17 protein-coding genes and 2 pseudogenes are annotated in these 20,147 nt (G+C 68.1%); 11 read left to right on the top strand and 8 right to left on the bottom strand.

Annotated elements, in window-relative coordinates; translation table 11 throughout:
• Positions 1-5: 5 nt before the first annotated feature.
• Positions 6-290, bottom strand: coding sequence for a hypothetical protein (locus tag LNW73_RS23260; protein WP_250991224.1), 285 nt, complete (start codon positions 288-290; stop codon positions 6-8).
• 553 nt (positions 291-843) lie between these two features.
• On the opposite strand from LNW73_RS23260, the gene LNW73_RS23255 reads away from it, so the two are divergent.
• Positions 844-1,380 (top strand): DUF4383 domain-containing protein, encoded by a 537-nt coding sequence (locus LNW73_RS23255; RefSeq protein WP_250993016.1) that lies wholly within the window; start codon positions 844-846, stop codon positions 1,378-1,380.
• Between the two features lie 667 nt (positions 1,381-2,047).
• Here the strand turns inward: LNW73_RS23255 and LNW73_RS23250 are convergent.
• On the bottom strand, positions 2,048-2,401 hold the full coding sequence (locus tag LNW73_RS23250) for a VOC family protein (protein WP_250991223.1): 354 nt from the start codon (positions 2,399-2,401) through the stop codon (positions 2,048-2,050).
• A gap of 1,423 nt (positions 2,402-3,824) precedes the next feature.
• Between LNW73_RS23250 and LNW73_RS23240 the strand changes: the two are divergent.
• Positions 3,825-4,121 (top strand): annotated as a pseudogene (locus LNW73_RS23240) (chaplin); the annotation flags it as partial.
• Positions 4,122-4,728: 607 nt separating this feature from the next.
• Here LNW73_RS23240 and LNW73_RS23235 read toward each other — a convergent pair.
• Positions 4,729-5,430, bottom strand: a complete 702-nt coding sequence (locus LNW73_RS23235; protein ID WP_250991222.1) for a hypothetical protein — start codon at positions 5,428-5,430, stop codon at positions 4,729-4,731.
• Positions 5,431-6,003: 573 nt separating this feature from the next.
• On the opposite strand from LNW73_RS23235, the gene LNW73_RS23230 reads away from it, so the two are divergent.
• The 3 genes from LNW73_RS23230 (at position 6,004) to LNW73_RS23220 (ending at position 9,817) form a co-directional block, all read left to right on the top strand.
• On the top strand, positions 6,004-7,713 hold the full coding sequence (locus LNW73_RS23230; RefSeq protein WP_250991221.1) for a DUF4331 domain-containing protein: 1,710 nt from the start codon (positions 6,004-6,006) through the stop codon (positions 7,711-7,713).
• Positions 7,714-7,805: 92 nt separating this feature from the next.
• Positions 7,806-8,468 carry a class F sortase gene (locus LNW73_RS23225; protein WP_250991220.1) on the top strand — a complete coding sequence of 221 codons (663 nt, stop codon included), beginning with the start codon at positions 7,806-7,808 and terminating at the stop codon, positions 8,466-8,468.
• On the top strand, positions 8,465-9,817 hold the full coding sequence (locus LNW73_RS23220; protein WP_250991219.1) for a tetratricopeptide repeat protein: 1,353 nt from the start codon (positions 8,465-8,467) through the stop codon (positions 9,815-9,817). Before LNW73_RS23225 ends, LNW73_RS23220 begins: the two co-directional genes overlap by 4 nt.
• Positions 9,818-9,834: 17 nt before the next feature.
• Here LNW73_RS23220 and LNW73_RS23215 read toward each other — a convergent pair whose 3' ends face one another.
• From LNW73_RS23215 to LNW73_RS23205, 4 genes and pseudogenes are all read right to left on the bottom strand, one after another.
• Positions 9,835-10,293 carry an SSI family serine proteinase inhibitor gene (locus LNW73_RS23215; RefSeq protein WP_250991218.1) on the bottom strand — a complete coding sequence of 153 codons (459 nt, stop codon included), beginning with the start codon at positions 10,291-10,293 and terminating at the stop codon, positions 9,835-9,837.
• 112 nt (positions 10,294-10,405) lie between these two features.
• Entirely contained in the window at positions 10,406-10,624 is a 219-nt protein-coding gene (locus LNW73_RS23210) for a VOC family protein (protein ID WP_250991217.1), read from the bottom strand.
• An 83-nt stretch (positions 10,625-10,707) separates the two neighbouring features.
• A pseudogene (locus LNW73_RS36710) lies at positions 10,708-10,818 on the bottom strand (VOC family protein); the annotation flags it as partial.
• Positions 10,819-10,878: 60 nt separating this feature from the next.
• Positions 10,879-12,033, bottom strand: a complete 1,155-nt coding sequence (locus LNW73_RS23205) for a HoxN/HupN/NixA family nickel/cobalt transporter (protein ID WP_250991216.1) — start codon at positions 12,031-12,033, stop codon at positions 10,879-10,881.
• 498 nt (positions 12,034-12,531) lie between these two features.
• Here LNW73_RS23205 and LNW73_RS23200 point away from each other — a divergent pair, with 498 nt between their 5' ends.
• From LNW73_RS23200 to LNW73_RS23185, 4 genes are all read left to right on the top strand, one after another.
• Positions 12,532-13,983, top strand: a complete 1,452-nt coding sequence (locus LNW73_RS23200; RefSeq protein WP_374118165.1) for a DUF4331 domain-containing protein — start codon at positions 12,532-12,534, stop codon at positions 13,981-13,983.
• 178 nt (positions 13,984-14,161) lie between these two features.
• On the top strand, positions 14,162-15,475 hold the full coding sequence (locus LNW73_RS23195; RefSeq protein WP_250991215.1) for a tetratricopeptide repeat protein: 1,314 nt from the start codon (positions 14,162-14,164) through the stop codon (positions 15,473-15,475).
• A complete protein-coding gene (locus tag LNW73_RS23190; protein WP_250991214.1) occupies positions 15,472-17,247 on the top strand; it encodes a HoxN/HupN/NixA family nickel/cobalt transporter in 1,776 nt (591 codons plus the stop codon). The genes LNW73_RS23195 and LNW73_RS23190 overlap by 4 nt, the downstream gene beginning before the upstream one ends.
• Positions 17,248-17,294: 47 nt before the next feature.
• Complete coding sequence (locus LNW73_RS23185; protein WP_250991213.1) at positions 17,295-17,612, top strand: hypothetical protein; 318 nt, start codon at positions 17,295-17,297, stop codon at positions 17,610-17,612.
• A 77-nt stretch (positions 17,613-17,689) separates the two neighbouring features.
• On the opposite strand, the gene LNW73_RS23180 is transcribed toward LNW73_RS23185, so the two are convergent.
• Entirely contained in the window at positions 17,690-18,271 is a 582-nt protein-coding gene (locus LNW73_RS23180) for a polysaccharide deacetylase family protein (RefSeq protein ID WP_250991212.1), read from the bottom strand.
• Between the two features lie 601 nt (positions 18,272-18,872).
• On the opposite strand from LNW73_RS23180, the gene LNW73_RS23175 reads away from it, so the two are divergent.
• Together LNW73_RS23175 and LNW73_RS36705 are read left to right on the top strand one after the other, a co-directional pair.
• The gene (locus LNW73_RS23175) at positions 18,873-19,328 is read left to right on the top strand and encodes a hypothetical protein (protein ID WP_250991211.1); all 456 of its coding nucleotides are present in this window, start codon (positions 18,873-18,875) and stop codon (positions 19,326-19,328) included.
• 341 nt (positions 19,329-19,669) lie between these two features.
• Complete coding sequence (locus LNW73_RS36705) at positions 19,670-20,005, top strand: glycoside hydrolase family 15 protein (protein ID WP_374118164.1); 336 nt, start codon at positions 19,670-19,672, stop codon at positions 20,003-20,005.
• Positions 20,006-20,147: the final 142 nt, after the last annotated feature.

Here is a 20,147-nt window from a genome sequence, read left to right as displayed (position 1 = left end):
CACGGTCACACCGGGGAGGGCGGACCCAGAGCGCGCGGGACGCTTTGGTGGGTGAGCGATCCCACCACCTGGGTGTGTTCCTGGTCCAGGACCGGCAGTCCGGTGCCCGGAGCGGCCACCAGTACGTGCAGGACGGCGGCCAGGGACATGTCGACCGTGACGGGGCCGGGGAACTCGGCCAGTTCGCCCGCCGTGGACGGGACACCGGGTCCACCGCCCGTTCCTTCGGCCAGGGCTTCGGCGACCGTGCCAGCGGTGAGCGTGCCCAGGTAGCGACCGTCGCTGTCCATGCCTGGCAGTACACCGTGGTCCGACACACTCAACGGAACAGAGCCAAGAAAAAGGCACTCCCCTCTTTGGCCCCTCCTCATCTGAGGGCCAAGACATGAGCTGGGCCGCGCCTCCGCGTAGTCACGTCGCTCCAGGCAAAGCTAGCGCCGTCATGTCACGACACCGCTAAGCGCTGCATACAGAGCGGCGCCCACAGGAGAGAAACCGGTTCCCAGTAGCGAAGGCCATGGATTGCGCGAGGAACGCGACCGCCAGAACCCAGCGGTGGGGTTGCCCGATCAGCGCGGTGGGGATATCGGCGAGGGGAAACACGGCCCCAGCAACGCATTTCCAGAACACCACATGGTCAGTGGTCCTGCTTCGGCGCCCACGGCTCACGCACGCCTGTTATGACCTAATTCTTACGGTTCGTTGTTCGATCATGCGAAGTTACCAAAAGAGAAGCATGGTGGAAGGAGCGGTCGACGCATGGCCCATCGAATCCCGTCCGTCGACGCGCCTGATGGAAACCGGTGGGCAGCAGCCCGTCGGGGCGCACGCCTGGAGGTCATCGTGAAGCTCAAAGACGAGATGCCCGTTGATCACCGGCTTCGCACGGTGTACCGGGTCGGCGCGGGCCTATGCGGCGTCGTGCTGCTGGTGTTCGGGGTCCTAGGGCTGGTGGACCAGCTGACGTTCCTGGACACCACTGGCCGTATGGTGGCCGGCCTGTCGAGTAACGGTCTGCTCAGCGTCCTGTCGCTGGTCTTCGGCGCTCTCCTGATCGGCGCGTCGGTCGTCGGCGGGAACATCGCCTCGACGATCGAGATCGCCGTCGGGTCCATTTTCATTCTCAGCGGATTCGTCAACCTGGCGCTGCTCGACAGTTCCTTCAACTACCTGGCATTCCGCATCCCCAACGTCCTGTTCAGCTTCGCCATGGGTCTGCTGGTCGCCACCTTCGGCATGTACGGCAGGGTCAGCGGCAGCCTCCCGCACGACAACCCGTACTGGCAGCAACGCCACCCTCAGGTCGCCCGCACCACCCCCGACCGCCCAGTTTCCGCTTTGCCCGGCAGGGGATCCCATCGCGCCCCCCGCATCCCCTGAACCGCCCCCCACAGCCCGCCGCACCGTCCCGGTTGTCCGCCCCGGCCACGTCAACAAGCTCTGGGACCTGGCCGGTGGCCCGTCGTCGGCCGTACCGATCGGCGTCACCCGCTCGGACGGTGACCGTCGGGGCTGGGGTCTCGTTGAGCCAGGTGTGACGGTGACAGGTCAGGACGGGATGGGTCTTTCCGGTCGGCGGCGTAAGCCTTCAGGCGGGGGAATGGTTCTCCCTCCGGGCGTGACGCCCCTGTACGAGGCGTTGGTGTCGCAATGGCTGCGGGCGGGCCGGATGGTCCCGGGGCAGGCGGACCAGCACTGGACCGCGCTGGTCGAGGCCGTCCCGTACCTGTCCGCTAGCTCGGTGTCCGGCGCTGGCCGGCATGACGCCGAATCAGCGGCCTCCGTCCCCTGGGGCCACTCCCTTCTCGTTCCCGGGCCGCGAATCTCTTGAGCCGGCAGAGGCGAGCTGCCCGCGGTGAGCTTCTGTCCCGGTCTTCATCCCGGAACTGAGAGCGCCCTCTCGTCAACCGTGCTCGGCGACCTTGACAGTGAAGGAAGGCGAGGGACAGCACATGATGCGTGCGGTGTGGAATCACGTGGTGAGCCACGAGGGGGGTGCGCAGCGCAGGGGCGCTGCAAAGATCCTGGATCTTGCGAGTGCGCTGGGTCAGGCGTACTGGGTGAGTGACAGCAGGTTGGCGTCCGGGTCTTTGAACCAGGCGATGCGGTGGCCGCCCGGAGCGGTCCAGAGTCCATCGGCGTCCTGGCCCATGCCCTCGAACACCACGAACTCGACCGAGTGCTGCGCGAGTTGTGCCATCACCTGGGCGATGTCCGGGACGACCCAGCCCAGGACGGTGAACGGCTGGGGCTCGAACGTCTCGACTTGGGTGACCCGGATCGTCGTGCCTCCGCCTTCCAGCACCAACGCGAACCCGTCGGATGCGGATACGGTCAGACCGAGCACGCCCTCGTAGAAGGCCCGTGACCGGACCGGATCCGTAGACGGCAAGAACGCCATAACAGGAGACGAACCAAGCATTTCCGCTCTCCCTCGTGACAGGTGATCCCACCTTGGCACACCCCTCGGCCGTGCGTGGTGATGCTCGCGGTGGGCCCACAAATCCCGAACGGGACATTCGAAACGCCAGTCAGGCGGAGGGTCAGGCCCGCCAGCAGCATCACCCGGGACCATCATCACTGTCAGGCGATGCCCCAGGCGGTCGAGCGGGCGGGTGAAGGGTTCGTAGGAAGCCTGGCGGAGACCAGCGGCGATGTTGCTGTGTCCGGCGTCGCGGAGCGTGTTGATCGCCAGGTTCCACAGGGTCGCCATGTTGTCGGGTCCGTGGCCGGTGTGGATCTTCGAGGCGTCCTCGCGAAAGGCGGTGTCGCAGACGAAGTGCAGCGGGTTCTCGATGGTCCAATGTGCCCTGGCGAGTTGACTGGGGTGAGGCCTGGTGCGAGGCCAGGTCGGTGATCGCGTAGACGGTCTGGCCGGTGGACGTCCTATTGACGCGGGTCTCCATCGGCGCCGGCCAGGTCGGCCAGGCCGCCCTGGACAGGCAGGGCCGATGGCCCGTCGGATCGTGGCGGCGCTCGGCGGGATGCGGACGCCCAACGCGCCCACTGTTCGGGCACCCAGTCGGGCCAGTGGTGTGCTGTGGGGCGTTCGCGGACCACTGTCCGATCGGCGTGTATGAGCGTGCGCCAGCCACCACCGCCGAGGCAACGACCACCAGCACCGCCACGAACGAGTGACCCACACCGCGCCGCCGACGGGGATCAGGCAGCATCCGCTCCACCAGCGGAAGTACTGCGACACCTGCCAAGGTGGACGGCTTGACCAGACAGCCGGTGACAGACTGACGACACATCGAAACTCCGGCACGGCAGGGCGACTTGGGAAAGCCACCCCGTTCAACCGGAGTTTCGTTGTTCCGTGACGGGTCACCCTCGACGCCCCACGCCACTACCACCTGCAGACCCACATGATCATCGGGACTTTGAAACGCCCCTGTGCGCAGAGTCGGCTGGGAGGGGCGGACTACTACCCGTCCGAGCTTATGGCGGGAGTACTTCCGGGGCTCCCCCGACTGCGTCGCTGTGTTTTTGGGAGGGTGCCCCCCACTACCACCTGTTGGATGCGAAGGGTGCGGTGAACCCCGATGCGGCGTGGCACTACCCGCGTCCCGCCCGTTCGCCCGGAGGATCAAGAACCATGTGGCGTTATGGAACGGCGTCACCATCGAAGGCACCCGGGAAGGCCCCGCGCACGGTCGATTGAACGGGTCGACAGCACCGGAAGAGAGCTGTTGCGGTGGAATATGGTTCCAACCCGGACGCAATAGGCGTGTTGGGGAGCGGTCCATGGCGCTGAGTGTGGTCTTGATCGTGAGGTCCGTGCCGCACCCGGTGCGGAGCTGTCTCACCCTCAGGGAGTCTTCATGATGCGTATCGCCAAGGCCGCCACGGTCGTCGCCGCTATGGGTGCCGCCCTGTTCGGCGGTGCGGGACTGGCCGCCGCCGACGCCGGCGCTGAGGGCTATGCGGTCGGCTCGCCCGGTGTGCTGTCGGGGAACCTGATCCAGGTGCCCATCCACATTCCGGTCAACGTGTGCGGCAACACCGTCAGCGTGCTCGGTGCGCTGAACCCGGCGTTCGGCAACCGCTGCGAGAACACTTCCGACCACCGCATGGGCGACCAGGGCGGTCAGGACAACCGCGGCGAGGGCAACTGGGGTCAGGACAACCGCGGCGGCGACGACCACAGCGGCCAGGCACAGTGGGGCAAAGACCACCAGGGCAGCGACATGCACGGCGCCGGCATGGACGACTGCGACCACTGATCGCGCTCCGGCGCGTGGGGCGCGCCTGATCGGATTGCCGGTCTAACGTCGTACGGCGGTGCGGCGTGCGCGGCCGGCCTACGGATGATCCAATTTCTGCCGGATCGTGTGCCCCGCCCCTCCAGAGGTATGTGGCTGGTGCACGGTCCGCTTTTCCCGCTGTCCTGGGAAGGCCGGGGGCTTCGTTCGGTGACCACAGCACCGGACGAAGCCTTCCTGCCGACCTAACACGGCACGCGCATTCGCCCGCGTTCCACGAACCCTTGTTCATGATGCGCGGGTCCGTTTGTGGTTTGTGGCCTCCACAGAAGCCGCCCTCAGGGTGTGTGGGCGGGGTTGGTGCAATCGTCGTAGCCATCCGGGTGGCCTGCGGCGCCGAACGAGATACCGGCATACCTGAGCCAAGAGCAATAGCGGATGCGGTCGTTGGATGCCAAAGCAGGGAGGGGCAGCGTCGCCGGAAGGAGCTGCCCCGACGGCCGGTACGCGCTGTCCCCTGGGGTCAGCGTCTGGTTGAGCTGCCGCTCCTGAGTCGCTGCGCGATGGCGAACGGCACTGCTTCCGCCAGATGCAGCACTGGGGGGAGGAGGTCTTCCCAGAAGGCGTCGACGTCGTGGGGCGACGCCGTTGTCAGCCGGAAGTCGGCGGCTTCGGACTCGTCCGGATACCGGCCGTCCGTCTGGGTGTGGGTGACGTTGAAGGAGGCGGTCTCCAGTAGACCGAGCAGGTCCTCCTGCTCCTTGCCCGCGGACCGCCAGGGCTCATCGGCCCGAAACTCCAGAAGTCGCGCGTAGGGGCCGGAGAAGATGCCGCGCAACTGGCCCAAGGTGGGTTCTTCCGCCGCCAGGAGTTCCAGGGTCTGGGTGCTGAGGGGTGGTCGACCGCAGATCAGGCGGTCCCAGACGGTGATGCCCAGGACGGTGGCCGCGCTGGCGTACCGCCAGGTGATCTCCCCGATGGTCCGCTCGTAGACGGCCGCTGCCGAAGAGGCTGCCCGCGCCGCGAGCTGATGGTGCGGCGTTGGGACCTGTCCGGTGTATCCCTCCTCCAGGTCGGCCTTGGCCAGCAGTCTTCGTGTCAGGGCGCGGGCGCATTCCCACTCTCCCCGCAGCTCTAGGTGCGCGCGGTTCAGGCATCGCAGTGCCCCCGACTCCGCACTGCTCAGCAGGCCGAGATCCCTCAGGTCGGGAAACCGTGGGCTCATCCGCTCCCCCTTCGCCTCAGCTGGGCTGCGGGAGGAGTGCGACCGCCCACGTGCCCGGGCTGGAAACGGTCACTCCCGCACAACCATCCAGCGAAGGACGCAATACCCAGATACCGGGACGGTGACGCCCGATGCGGTCGACTGGGCGCCGATGGCGATATAGGCGGCGGTACTCGGACCTCCCTGTGCCCGGGACGACGGCTGTCTGGGCCAGTGCCTGACGGCAGGCGTGCGCGAAGACGCCCACAGCCCGGAACACCCCGGTCGGCAGGCCGAAGACATCCCCGCAGACGTCTCGCCCGCGACACCGCCGGCCGACGATGCCCGCAACAGCCGTGTGGTAACCGCAGGTGGATGCCGGTCACTCGGGTGGCGTCACGGTTGGGGGCCGGGCGGCCACGTTCGGCCCAGGAGCGTTGCGGGGGCCCTGAGTCCATGGTGCCTTATTCGTAGCTTAAGTCACATAACGGGCACTCTGCGTATGGCTCCGTGTGCGGCTCCGAGCGCTCGCCGCACCCCGCCGTCACGCCGGCCATTTGGCAGGCACCGGCTCGAACCTGGAACGGATGTCCCATGCCACGATCCCGTCCGCGACGCCGTAAGAGTCCGACCCGCCCCGCCGAGCGAACCTTCGCGGCTCTGGGCACTCTCGCCCTGGTCGCCGCCGGCGTTCTGACGACCCTCGCTCCTGGGGTCAGCTCCGCCTCCAGCCACCGCGAGGCACCGCTGACCGCCGGTGACCCGAAGGTCGACAACACCGACGTGTACGCCTTCACCAGCCCCGACAAGCCCGACACCGTGACCCTGGTGGCGAACTGGATCCCGTTCGAGGAGCCCAACGGCGGACCGAACTTCTACCCGTTCGCCAATGACGCCCGCTACAACATCAAGATCGACAGCAATGGAGACGGCAAGCCCGACGCCACCTACACCTGGACGTTCACCGACCACATCCGCGACGACGCCAACCAGTTCCTCTACAACACCGGCGTCGTCAATTCTGTGGACGACGCGAATCTGAACTTCCGCCAGACGTACAACCTGACCGTCACCGACGCGAGCGGCAACACCAAGACCCTGCTCAAGGACGCGCCGGCGGCCCCGTCGAACACCGGCAAGGCGTCGATGCCCGACTACGCGTCGCTGCGCAGCCAGGCCGTGGTGCCGTTGGCGGAGGGCGGTCAGTCCTACGCCGGCCAGGCGTCCGACCCGTTCTTCCTGGACCTGCGGGTCTTCGACCTGCTCTACGGCGGGAACCTCAAGGAGAGCGGACACAACACGCTCGCGGGGTACAACGTCAACACCATCGCCCTGCAGGTCCCCAAGAAGGACCTCGCCCTCAAGGGTGATGCCACCCGCAACCCGGTGATCGGCGTGTGGTCCACCACCGACCGCAAGGGCGTCACGGTCACCGCCGGGAGCAGCAAGGGTGACGAGGGCTCGCAGTCCAAGGGCAACGAGAGCAACGAGGGCACGCAGTCCCAGGACAACGAGGGCAGCCAGGGCAACGACGCCAGGGGCGGGCCGCCCACCGGGGCGGGCTGGCACCAGGTGTCCCGGCTCGGCAACCCGCTGGTCAACGAGGTGGTCGTGCCGCTGAAGTACAAGGACGCCTTCAACGCGCTGACCCCGGACAAGGACCACACGGTCACGCCCGTCGTCGACAAGGTCAAGGACCCGATCGTCCCGAAACTCGTCCAGGGCATCTACGGCATTCCCGCCCCGGCCGCGCCCCGCGACGACCTGGTGGAGATCTTCCTGACCGGTGTGTGCAAGGACTGCGGACCGATCAAGGCCGACCTCAACTCGCAGCTGCTCAACGCCGACGTCCACAAGGACACCTTCACCCCCGCCGAGGAGCTGCGGCTGAACATGGCCGTGCCGCCGTCCGACAACCCCAGCCGCCTGGGGGTTCTGGGCCAGGACCTGGCCGGCTTCCCCAACGGCCGCCGCCTGAACGACGATGTCGTCGACATCGAGCTGCAGGCCCTGGAAGGCGCCGCGCAGACCGGGAAGATCGTTCCCGCGCTCGCGGCCGGTGACGGCGTCGACACGCCCTACCGCCAGACCGGTACCTCCTTCCCCTACGTGGCGCTGCCCAACACCGCCGCGGTCAACCAGGCCGACTCGCAGCGGCCCGACGGCGGCATCGGAGCCGGCCTCGGCGGCACGGCCCTGAGCGGATCCACCGTCGTTCCCGCCACCGCACTGGGCGGCGGCGCCCTGCTGGCCGTGGCCGGAATGCTGTACCTGCGCCGGCGCCGGCACGCAGGCCGTCCGTGACCACCCCCGCCGCACCTGGCCGCCTGCGCTCCGCACCGGAGCGCAGGCGGCCGCGGGGGCTGCGCAGGCTCCGCCCGGCACGCCCCCGCAGAGTGGCCGCATCCCTCGCCGTCCTGACGGGCATATCGCTGGCCTCCTTCGGCACCCGCGCCCTCATCACCACCGGCCCAGGACCCGCGAGGAGCGCGGACGTCGGAACCCTCCCCGTCACCCAGGGCGGGGACCGGGCCGCCTCCGCCGGAGCTTCCGCTCCGGCGCCGGTGCGTATCCGAATAGCCGGGATCGACCTCGACGAGACCCTGACCCAGCTGCAGGTGCAGCAGGACGGCCACCTCGGTGTCCCCGAGGACCCGCAGCAGGTCGGGTGGTGGAGCGAAGGCCCCCGTCCGGGAGATCCCGGGGCCGCGATCATCGTCGGCCACGTCGATTCACGTACCGGCCCGGCCGCGTTCTACAACGTGTCCTCCCTGCGACCCGGGGACGCGATCACCATCGACCGCGAGGACCACTCCCACCTCGCCTTCACCGTCCGGGCGCTGCGGCAGTACGACAAAGAGGATTTCCCCGACGACCAGGTCTACGCCACCGCCGGCGCCCCCGCACTGCGACTCATTACCTGCGGCGGCACCTACGACAAGGCCCTGCACGAGTACCGCGACAACATCGTCGTCTACGCGACCCCCGCCGACCCACAACCCGCGGCACCGCCATCAGCCGCCTCCCCATCAGATGTCCCAGACCGGAGCGGGAATTGACCGAGTCCGAACACATGCGCCCCGCACGCCGGCACCACATCCGGCTCGCGGCGATCACCAGCGCCCTGGGAGTGGGGCTCTTCCTCGCCGGCGGCCTCGGCCTCTCTCCGTGGCCTGCCGCACGATCCGAGCACGGGACGCCCGCCGCCGACGCGGTGAGCGACCCGGTCGCTGACCCGCTCGCGGCGGACATCACCGGGCTGCAGGACCACCTGCGCAAGGCTCCGCAGGATGCCGTCGCGCTCGCCACACTCGGCCTGGACTACGTCCAGCAGGCGAAAGCCACCGCGGACCCGTCGTACTACCCCAAGGCGGAGGAACTGCTCCAGCACTCGCTGGCCGTGGAGAAGGCGGACAACTTCACCGCGCTGGGCGGCATGGCAGCCCTGGAGGCAGCCCGCCACCACTTCACCCCCGCACTTAGCTGGGCCCGGCAGGCCGTCGCGGTCAATCCGTACAACTCCTCGCTGTACGGCACCCTCGCCGACGCGTTCACCCAACTCGGCCGCTACAGCGAGGCTGCCGACGCCGTGCAGCGCATGGTCGACCTCAAGCCGGGGACACCGTCGCTGTCTCGTGCCTCGTACGTCGCGGAACTGCGCGGGGACACCGACACCGCCCGCACCGACATGCAGCGCGCTCTGCAGGACGCGGCCGGGCCCGCCGACCGGGGCTTCGCCCACTACTACCTCGGCGAACTCGCCTTCAACACCGGCGATCCGGCCGGTGAACTGGCCCAGGCGCAGGCCGGACTGCGTGAGGCCCCCTCTTCCGTCGCCCTGCTCCAGGCCAAGGCCCAGGCCGAGGCGGCACTCGGCACGACGGACGCCGCCATCGCCGACCTGACCCAGGCCGTCCAGCGAGTTCCCCAGCCCGAGTACGTCCTCGCGCTCGGTGAGCTCTACCAGTCCCTTGGCCGCACCCCGGAGGCGAACCAGCAGTACCGGGTCTTCAGGGCCGAGCAGAAACTCTTCGCAGCGGGCGGAGTCGCCCTCGACTCCGACGCCGCGCTGTTCGAAGCCGACCACGGCAACCCGCAGGACTCCCTCACCATCGCCCGCCAAGGTCTGCGGACCCGTCCGTTCCTCGAATCCCACGACGCACTGGCCTGGGCCCTGCACACGAACGGCCGCGACGACGAAGCCCTGGAGGAATCGAACGCATCACTCGCCCAGGGCACCCGTAGTGCCCTCTTCCACTACCACCGGGCTCTGATCCAACAGTCCCTCGGCGACAACGCGGCAGCGCGCAAGGATCTGACTCTGGCCCTGGCCATCAACTCCCGCTTCAACCCGCTGCACGCCCCCAAGGCGCGGGCGATTCTCGCCGCGCTGCCCAGCACACCGTAAGCAGGAGGCCCCCGTGGTCACCGCTTTACGACGTCGAGGCTCTGCGACGTCATCGCGGGCAGCAGTGGAGTGAAGGTGTCCCAGCGAGCGATCTCGCAGCCGTTCGCGCGAGAGAACTCCGCGTCGACGGCCCTGCCCTGCCACGTTCCGGTCACCCGCGCGGTGGCCGGCCCGCCGTACTGCAGCGTGCACAGCACTTCACCGGCCACGGGTGCGAACAACTCCTTTCCCGGTTCGGACAGCCGGTCGAGCGCATCGCAGGCGGACTGCGCATCCGCACGCACCCCAGACGCGGGATGGCAGTAGAGGTCAACGACCCCGTCGTTCAGGGCCCTGCCCGAGCTGGAGACCGAAACCCTGAGGTGGTCGCCGCGGACGGTGTCGGTAGGTCCGCTCGGTGCGGCCGAGGCCACCGGCGCGATGGCCGCAAGTGCCAGCGCGCCGAGTGCCGACGCGCGAAGGGAACGTACGAACATGCATTCCTCCTGAGCACTACCGCGGATCACCTCCGCACGAGCACAACGATGCCGCCCGCTCCCCGGTACCGGCCGCGCCATGCCGACCTGGTCTTGGCGCGAAGCCTGCCGGTCAGCCCTTGGGAGCGAACAGTTCCAGCGCGATGTTGTCAGGGTCCCGGAACTCCAAGATGTAGCCCGCACCGATGTCCTTGATGCCCTCGTGGGCGACGCCGCGGCCGTCCAGGACAGCCGCCGCCGCTTCCAACTCTCCGCGGTCGGCCACAGCAAGGCTGAGGTGATCGAGGCCGACCCGGTCCTCGTCGAAACGGTCCTTCGCGACCGGACGCAATCCCAGCAGGGACCGAGCTGGTAGATCACGCCTCCGAAGAGGAACGAGAGTTGTCGCCGAGTCTCCTCATCCGCATCGGACGGCAGTTGGAACGCCATCGGGAGGCCGAAGACCTCGTCGTAGAACGCCCGCGACCGGTCGATGTCAGTGACCGTGAGACGCACATGGGCGAAAGCACTCGGCGTGATCGGCATGCCGCAATGCTGCACCATCGGTGCAGCACGGCGCGTGATCGCAACACCTGCCCTACCGGTTCAGTCCGTTGCCTCATCGGCAGTCGACAGACCGGCCGTCCACTTCTCTTCGATGCGGCCGAGTTTCCACACCGCGATGGCGATGAGCCAGGTGGTGAAGAACAGGCCGACGATGAGGAAGCCGATGATGTTCAGATCCAGGCTGCCCACCCAGTCCCAGAACGGGCCGTGCAGATCGAGTTGGTTCGCGAGCAGTCCCAGCAGCTCGACGGTGCCGATGATGAGGGCGACGGCAACGGACAGCCCGGTGATGGTGAGGTTGTAGTAGACCTTGCGGACCGGCTTGGAAAAGGCCCATCCGTAGGCGAAGTTCATGAATGATCCGTCGATGGTGTCCAGCAGCGACATGCCTGCGGCGAACAGGACCGGCAGGCACAAAATCGCGTACCAGGGCAGGCCCGAAGCAGCCCCGGAACCGGCGATGACCATCAGGGCGATCTCGGTGGCCGTGTCGAATCCCAGGCCGAACAGCAGACCGAGCGGATACATCTGCCAGGGCTGGGTGATCGACTTCATCACCCGTCCCAACAACCGGTTCATGAAACCACGGTTGTTCAGTTGCTCCTGGAGCGCGGTTTCGTCGAAGTGGCCGGTCCGCATCTTCCGGAAGACCTTCCAGATCCCGGCCAGGATCACCAGGTTGATAGCCGCGATGATGTAGAGGAAGGCGCCGGAAACGGTGGTGCCGATCAGCCCGGTCAGGTGATGCAGCTTCGAATTGTCATCTTCAACCGGTCCGGCGAGGGCCTTGATACCCAGCGAGAGGAGAAACGCCAGGACGAAGACGATGCTGGAGTGGCCGAGGGAGAACCAGAAGCCCACCGAGAGCGGGCGCTTGCCCTCACCCATGAGCTTGCGGGTGGTATTGTCGATGGCCGCGATGTGATCGGCGTCGAAGGCGTGCCGCATCCCGAGTGTGTAAGCGGTCACGCCCATTCCGATGCCGAACGCCTTGGCTCCCACCGTGTAGTGCTCCGGCGCGACGATCACCACCAGCGTGAACCAGCCGATCACATGCAGCGCCAAGATGAACGCGGCCATGCCACCCAGGCGCGTCCACTCCTGTCGGGTCATCGATGTGCGCAGGCGCGTCCAGCGTGACACCGGAGCGGCGAGAGTTGACGGAGGAGGAGCGGGGACTGAGGTGAGCGCCATGGGACTGCTTTCTTCCGGTCCGGTCAGGCGTAGCCCACTCACCGTAGAAGCGTGAAGTTCCTACCTGCAACTGATTCGCAGTAAAGAATGAGCAATGCGCCGAATCGAAAGTTCGAGCACTGGCGACTTCGCCCGTCTGTGCGACTGGGCGATGCCGTCCCCTGAATGGCTGCACTGGTTCAGGCAACGGCGCTGCTCTGCATTTCCTCTCTGGCTGGGTCCCCGACCGAGGGAAATTCAACGCATAACCGCCCTGCGTGGTGCGGGATACGGGAAGAAACGGTCACTCAACACCCCTGCCCTAGTACATGACCTGGGCATCTCGATTCCCGTGTAGAAAATAGTTCCAAAAAATCCACCGGCGAGGTGGCTGGAAAACACTCCCCATTGAGTGGAGTTTCGTATCGGAACCAATCCGCAGTGCGCTTGGCTCCGAAGAGGACCCGGAGGCCCAATCCTCCGAGACCGTCCCCACGTTCTTGAGAGAAAAGACTCTTCATGACCGCAAACGCAGCACCCGCCGGCAGCCGCCGGTGGAAGTCGGCAGCGATGCTGCTGGCCCTCGGTTCGGCAGTCGCCGGCGCCGCACTGGCGGGGCCGGGATCCGGTGTCGGCCAGGCGTCCAGCCACCGCGAAGCACCGCTGGTCGCGGCCGACCCGCAGGTCGACAACACCGACCTGTACGCGTTCACCAGCCCGGACAAGGGCAAGTCCGACACGGTGACGCTCACGGCGAACTGGATCCCGTTCCAGGAGCCGAACGGCGGGCCGAACTTCTATCCGTTCGCTGAGGACGCGCACTACGACATCAACATCGACAGCCAGGGCACCGGCAAGCCGGACCTGACCTACCGGTGGACGTTCCGCAACGAGGACCGGCGCGGCGAGAAGACGTTCCTGTACAACAACGGCGTCGTGAACAACCTCAACGACAAGACGCTGCTGTTCCGCCAGCACTACAGCCTGCAGGAGATCCGCGCGGGCAAGAAGCCGGTCACGCTCGTCGCGGACGGCATCGCCACGCCGTCCAACGTCGGCAAGGCATCCATGCCGAACTACGGCAGGCTCCGCAACCAGGCGACGCAAAAGCTGCCCGGTGGCGGTCAGACCGTCGCCACACAGGCCGCGGACCCGTTCTTCCTGGATCTGCGGGTCTTCGACCTGCTCTACGGCGGCGATCTCTCCGAGACCGGGCACAACACCCTGAACGGCTACAACGTCAACACGTTGTCCATTCAGGTGCCCAAGTCCAAGCTCGCCTTCAAGGGCAACGCCAAGCGCAACCCGGTCATCGGCGTGTGGAGCTCCACCGAGCGGCGCACGATGCAGCTCAGCCCCGGCAAGCAGACCCCCACGGGTAAGTACGTGCAGGTCTCACGTCTGGGCAACCCGCTGGTCAACGAGGCGGTGGTGCCGGCCGGGCTGAAGAACGCCTTCAACGCGCTGCCGCCGTCGCAGGACCACAACCAGCCGAAGGTCGTCGCGAAGGTCCTCGACCCTGAGCTGCCCAAGCTCATCCAGGGCATCTACGGCATCCCGGCGCCCGCCACCCCGCGCAAGGACCTGCAGGAGATCTTCCTGACGGGCATCGCGAAGGCGGCCAACGGGCCGCTGGCCGTGGACCTGAACTCGCAGCTGATGAACCTCGACGTCAACAAGAAGCGGTTCGTTCCCGCCGAGGAACTGCGGCTGAACATGTCGACGCCGGTGACGGCCAACCCGGACCGGCTCGGCGTGCTCAACGGTGACTTCCAGGGCTTCCCCAACGGCCGCCGCATGGGTGACGACGTCATCGACATCGCCATCCAGGCGCTCGAAGGCGCCACTCCCGGGCACCTGATCCAGGCGCTGGCCGCCGGTGACGGCGTCAACGGGCCGGGCGTCCCGTTCGGGACCACGTTCCCGTACGTCGCTCTGCCGTACACCGGTTCGGTCAACCAGGCCGGCTAGTCCCGGCCAGCCCCACAGGCCGGTGCGGGCCGACACCATCTGCCCGCACCGGTCCACCGGACCCCGTCGTTGACGAACGCGTACGCCCATCGGTTCGTCCACGGCTCAGCACGCCCGTCCTCCATCGTCCTCCATCGTCCATCGTCCATCGTCCATCGTCCAGAGAGGGATGTCGTTCATGCGCCGCCTCGCCCTGATCGCCACCGCCGCCGCGCTGTGTGCCGGCCTGACCGGATTCGCGGCGCTGGAACACCACTCCAACCCCCCTCCTCCCGCAGCGGCACCCGCCCCGGCGGCCGGCTCGGCCCATACCGCGCTGTCGATCGGCGCGGTGGTGAGCAAGCTCCAGGACAAGCTGCGCCGGCAGCCGGCCGACGCGGCAGCGTGGGCGCAACTGGGCTCCGCATACGTCGAGCAGGCCCGGCTCACCGTCGACCCGACGCTGTACCCCAAGGCGGAAACGGCGCTGCGGCGTTCGCTGACGCTGCAGCCGGACATCAACACGGCCGCGCAGACCGGCATGGCCGGACTCGCGAACGCCCGGCACCAGTTCACCCAGGCCCGCACGTGGGCCGATCAGGCCGTCGCCGGCGACCCGTACGCATGGGCCGCCTACGGGGCACTGACCGATGCCCTCACCCAACTCGGCGACGACGCCGGAGCCCAGGCCGCCGTTCAGCGGATGCTGGATCTTCACCCCTCGACCGCGTCCTTCACCCGCGCCTCCTACACGCTGGAGCTGCAGGGCCGGACCGATGAGGCGGCGCAGGCCCTCCAGCGCGGACTGGAGGACGCCTCCAACCCGGCTGACCAGGCCTTCTGTCAGCACTACCTGGGCGAGCTGGCCTTCAACACCGGTGCCACCGCAGCGGCGTTGGAGCACTACCGCAAAGCGCTGGCGCTGGACCCGACCTACACCGCCGCCCTCGCGGGAGTAGCCCGCGCCGAAGCCGCGCTGGGCCAAACGGCCAAAGCCGTCACCGACTACCAAGCAGCCATCGCCCGCGTTCCCCAACCTCAGTACGTGCTCGAACTCGGCGAACTGCTCGAGTCCCTGGGCCGTACCGCGGAGGCCCGCGCGCAATACCGCGTCCTGGAAGCCGAGCAGAGGCTGTTCGCCGCCAACGGTGTCGTCGACGACCTGAACCTCGGCCAGTACCAGGCCGACCACGGCAACCCGGAACTCGCCGTCACCCTGCTCACCGCCGAATGGGGCCGCCGGCACAGTGTGCTGGTCGCCGACGCACTGAGCTGGGCCCTGCACCGGGCCGGCCGCGACGAAGAAGCGCTGCCCCTGGCCCGGGAAGCCAACCGGCTCGGGTGGCGCGACGCCACCCTGCGCTACCACCGCGGCGTCATCGAGCAGACGGTCGGCGACGACCAGGCCGCACGCACCGACCTGACGAGCGCCCTGTCGGCCAACCCCGCCTTCTCCCCGCTGCGCGCACCCGACGCCCGCGCACGCCTGGCCCGCCTCCAAGGACAACGATGACCCGCCTCCACGCCTACGCACGCCGCGCCGCACTTCTGCTCGCCGGGATTCCGGTGCTGCTGTCCCTGGCCGCACCCGCCGCGTCGGCACACCCGTTGGGGAACTTCACCGTCAACCGGTACGACGGTCTGACGGTCCACTCCGACCGGGTCGATGACCTGGTAGTGGTGGACACGGCCGAGATCCCCACCCTCCAGGCCATGCCCGCCCTGGACAGCGATGGCGACGGCCGGCTCAGCGCCGCCGAAGCTGCCGCGCACGCCCGGACCGCCTGCGCCACGGTCGCCCGCGCGATCCGTGCGACCGCCCAACCCCAGGGGACCAGGTCCTCACGCGCCGCCTCGTTGCACCTCCAGGTCATGACGACCGACTACCGGCTCGTGCGCGGACAGGCCGGTCTCGACACCGGCCGGCTCGAATGCCGGTTGAGCGCGCCCGCGGACCTGGGCGCCACCGGAACCCTGGAACTCACCACCGGGGTCGATCCGTCCCACATCGGCTGGCACGAGATCACCGCCCAGAGCGCCGGGACGCGGATCGGCTCCTCGGACGTCCCCGCCGCCTCCATCTCCAACGAGCTGCGGAAGTACCCCGCCGACCTGCTGTCCAACCCGCCCGACGCCCGCCACACCCGCGTCACCCTCGGCAACGGCCCGGGGGCCGTCGCGGCGAACGCGCCGGGCTCGGGACTGCTGGGCGGCTGGTACGCGACTCTGGACGCACGGTTGGGGTCCCTCACCGACCGGGACCGGCTCACCCTTCCCGTCGGACTGCTCGCCGTGCTGCTGGCTCTCGTACTGGGTGCGGGGCACGCGGCACTGCCCGGACACGGCAAGACCATCATGGCGGCCTACCTCGCGGGCCGGCAGGGCCGGCCGCGCGACGCGGTGACCGTTGCCACGACCGTCACTCTCACCCACACCGCGTCGGTCCTGGTCCTGGGCACCGCGCTGAGCGTGTCCTCCGCACTCGTCGGCGAACAGGCACTCGCCTGGCTGGGGACCATCAGCGGCCTCGTCATCATCGCCGCCGGAATCTGGCTCCTACCCGCCGCCCTGCGCACCGCGCGCACCCGGGCTGGGGCGCGGTCCGCAGACCAGGCCCCCGCACACGACGGCCACACCCACGGAAACTACGAGCACGAGCACGGCCACGATCATCCGCACAGCCATGATGTGGCGGTCGCCGCCGTCGCCGAGCCCGTCGGAGCCGGCGAACTCGTCACGGCTTCTGTCGGAAACCCGGCTGTCGCCGTGGCCGGCACGACGACAGAGGCGGCAATCGCCACGGGATCCGAGGCACACCACGGCCATGCGGCATCGAGCGCTACTGCTCACCAGCGCCACCAAAGCCACAGTGGCCACGATCACCCACACGGCCACAGCCATGGGGGGCACGGGCACAGCCATGGGCTGTTCGGTCACCGTCATCACGGTGGGTCGAGCGGCCGCAGGAAGGGCGGCCTCATCGGGATCGGCATCGCCGGCGGCCTCGTACCCAGCCCCTCCGCCCTGGTCGTCCTGCTGGGCTCCATCGCCCTGGGCAGAACCGCCTTCGGCGTCGTCCTCGTCCTCTGCTACGGCCTGGGCATGGCCGCCACCCTGGCCGTCGCCGGCCTGGTCCTGCTCAAACTGCGTGACCGAATCCCGGCCCTGAACGGCGGACGTGCCGGCCGACTCGCGACGTGGGGCGCACGCATCACCCCGCTGGGCACCGCACTACTCATCCTGGCCGTCGGGATGGGCACCGCACTGCGCGCCATGCCGCTGTGAACAGGCACCTCGGCCTCGCCATCACTCCAGAAAACAGGAAGACCACCATGGCATCGACTGCTCGCACCCGCTGGTCCACCCTGTTCGTGCTCGGCGCGCTCGCGCTCACCGGCTGCGGCTCCTCCGCAGCACGCACCGGGACACTCGACACCACCTCCGACAGCAAGAAACCCACCTGCCGAACCCACCAGAACGTGCTGCCCAGCCAGGACTACACCGGGGGAAGTGATGCCAAGACCCTGGCCGTCCTGGCGATGATGAAGTACTACACCTCCAAGGGAACGCTGCCCTTCTGCGACACCAAGCCCGCCACCGCACAGGACACCGCCTGGGCCAAGCTCTACACCAACCTCACCAAGCCCTGACGGCGCGGTCGCCTAGGAGGGCCTTAACCCCGGGACCTGTCTCCTGGCCTCCGCTGTGCTGGGTCGGTCGCGCGCGGTCACGGCGTGGTGAAGGTGTAACCGGCGTCCAACAGGCGTGGGATGTAGTCATGGAGAGCGGCAAGGGTCTGGGCCCGGTTTCCGCCACCGTCATGATTGAGGATGATGGCCCCCGGCTTGACCGTGCTCAACACGGTCGAGGTGATGTAATTCTGGCCAGGGCATCGCCAATCCTGAGGATCCACGCTCCACGCCAGAGGACTCATCCCCAGCTGGAAACACGCATCCAGCGCCTTGGGAGAGAAGTCACCACCAGGAGCACGGAACCAACGGGTACGGCATCCACCGGTGGCCCACTCGACGACGTCGCTGGTGCGCTCCAGTTCATCGCGGACGCCCCCGGACGACAGACGGCGCAGGTCGGGATGGGACCAGGTGTGGTTGGCGATCTGATGCCCGGCTTCATAGATCCGTGCGAGGACACTCGGGTTGTCGGCGGTGTTCTGACCCACCACCACGAACGTGGCGCGGATGTCGTAGTGGGCCAGAAGCGCCAGGATCCTTGGGGTGTACTCCGTGTTCGGCCCATCATCGAAGGTCAGCGCGATGGCCGTGCGATCCGGGTTCGACAGTTCGTACAACGGTGGCGTACGTAGAGCGGGTTCAGCTGGCTCAGTGGGAACGGGCACTGCCGCGGGGGGTGCCGCCGCGGCTGCTGGTGGAAGTGGCACGGCGTTCGTGGTCGGTGTGATGGGCGTCCGGCCCGTACGAGTAGCGCCGGGTTCTCCCTTGGCCGGTTCGGCGGATCGGGCGCAGCCGGCCATCAGGAGGCCGACGCAGGTGGCCAGGATGAATCGTCGCGGCAACGCCTTCGGGACCGGTTCCATGCCCCGGTCTCTCACACCCCCGCAGGCCCGGAAGGATAACCACACCGGTCCAGAGCTTGATTCAGCCAGGCAGACCGTTCCAGCGTGCCGGACGCGATGCCATCGAGTACAACCGGTCGGCGGAATCGCCCGTCCTCAGGGCCGGGCACCTCCCGGAGCGCGTCAGCGATCATCCAGTTCTCCCTGTTCGCCGGGGCAGCCGGCGTCCGGATGCCGCTTGTCCGCTAAACCGTGACGCGAGTTCGTCGCGACCTCTCCTGGTCCATCGCCTCGGATAACATTCCCTCTTCGATGCAGCAGACCGGACATGACGCCCCGTCGGTCCGGCGCCGCGACCGAGGGGAATCCTCCGCCCGTGACCGACCCCGCCGCTCTGGACCGCACCTTGCACTACACCGACGACATCACCGGCGGTGACATCGAGGCCATCGACGCTTTCCTCGCGCCCCGGCTGGCCGAGCAGCGCGACGATCACTACGGCACGCCCGGCTACAAGATGGCCTTCGCCCTGGACAGCCTCGTGCAGGACGCGGCCAACACCGCGCGCTGGCACCTGGACAAGCTGGCCAAAGACATCTTCCTCGACAGCCGGGACCGCCTGAGCTCCCGGCAGGACCTGCAACGCGCGTGGAACCGGCTGTGGAGCGCGGTCTACCCGTGGAACGCCGACACCGGCTACGACACCACGCGCTGGAACCACCTGGACTATCTCGACCCGCAGGACCGGGCCCGCCAGGAGGCAATCGCCGCACAGGCCGAAGCCGAAATGGGTGCCGGGGCCACCACCGCCCGAAAAGGTGGCCCGCGATAAGCACCGACGCCTGCGGGACCTGACAGACTCCGCACGTCCGCCGCCCCGGGGACCGGCCGGCCGCCACCCCGCTGTTGTGGGTGGCGGAGAAGCACCACCGTTCGTCGACCCACCCGCCGCATGGCGTCAGTGCTGTCGCGCGCATCCACGTTGTGCAGAACTGCCACCCGTGAACTGTCCGGTATCGCACCGGACTGGAGGGCGGCCGGACCTCTCCCCAGGGCCACCGACGGCAGCACGGACTACCTGCGCCGGCAGGTCCTGACTTTCGGCAGCGAGGAACTGGACGCCTCCGCCCTCGTGCTGGCCCTGGTGGGATTCCTTCCCGGCAACGACCCCGCGTGCGGTCAACCGTCCAAGCAATCCGATCGCAACTCACGGACGCGCGGGGGCTGGTACAGCGCTACCTCAAAGACGACATGCCGACGCAGGAGGACACCTTCCTGCTGTGTACTTTCTGGCTCGCCCACGCCCTGGCAATAAGCGGTGATGTCTCCGGAGCACGGCAGGTGTTCGGAAGAGCTCTGGCCCAAGCCAACGATGTGGGCCTACTCGCTGAGGAAGTCTCCAGTGCCACGGGCGAAGCTCTTGGGAACTACCCGCAGGCCCTCAGCCACATTGGCCTGGTCAACGCAGCCCGCGCCATCCACGAAGCAGAAGGCAGCTCGCAGAGATAGCAGACGGTGCCCTGCTCTTGTGGCTCCCCGACAGGCCGGGGTAAGTCTCCGCCGCTGGTCGGTGCCCGACAACCCACTTCTGTGTCCTGCAGGCGATCGGCGCCGCAGTGCGCTCCAGCCAGTGACGCACCCGGTGCCCCTT

Origin of the sequence: Streptomyces sp. RKAG337, from assembly GCF_023701715.1 — a bacterium.
Taxonomy (GTDB): domain Bacteria; phylum Actinomycetota; class Actinomycetes; order Streptomycetales; family Streptomycetaceae; genus Actinacidiphila.
The sequence above is the reverse complement of the archived record's forward strand: the minus strand, read 5'-3'. Positions and strand labels throughout refer to the sequence as shown.

Coding starts and splice junctions, on each gene's coding strand:
- LNW73_RS23260 (WP_250991224.1), bottom strand. CDS start 290: ATGGACAGCGACGGTCGCTACCTGGGCACGCTCACCGCTGGCACGGTC.
- LNW73_RS23250 (WP_250991223.1), bottom strand. CDS start 2,401: ATGGCGTTCTTGCCGTCTACGGATCCGGTCCGGTCACGGGCCTTCTAC.
- LNW73_RS23235 (WP_250991222.1), bottom strand. CDS start 5,430: ATGAGCCCACGGTTTCCCGACCTGAGGGATCTCGGCCTGCTGAGCAGT.
- LNW73_RS23230 (WP_250991221.1), top strand. CDS start 6,004: ATGCCACGATCCCGTCCGCGACGCCGTAAGAGTCCGACCCGCCCCGCC.
- LNW73_RS23215 (WP_250991218.1), bottom strand. CDS start 10,293: ATGTTCGTACGTTCCCTTCGCGCGTCGGCACTCGGCGCGCTGGCACTT.
- LNW73_RS23205 (WP_250991216.1), bottom strand. CDS start 12,033: ATGGCGCTCACCTCAGTCCCCGCTCCTCCTCCGTCAACTCTCGCCGCT.
- LNW73_RS23200 (WP_374118165.1), top strand. CDS start 12,532: ATGACCGCAAACGCAGCACCCGCCGGCAGCCGCCGGTGGAAGTCGGCA.
- LNW73_RS23195 (WP_250991215.1), top strand. CDS start 14,162: ATGCGCCGCCTCGCCCTGATCGCCACCGCCGCCGCGCTGTGTGCCGGC.
- LNW73_RS23190 (WP_250991214.1), top strand. CDS start 15,472: ATGACCCGCCTCCACGCCTACGCACGCCGCGCCGCACTTCTGCTCGCC.
- LNW73_RS23185 (WP_250991213.1), top strand. CDS start 17,295: ATGGCATCGACTGCTCGCACCCGCTGGTCCACCCTGTTCGTGCTCGGC.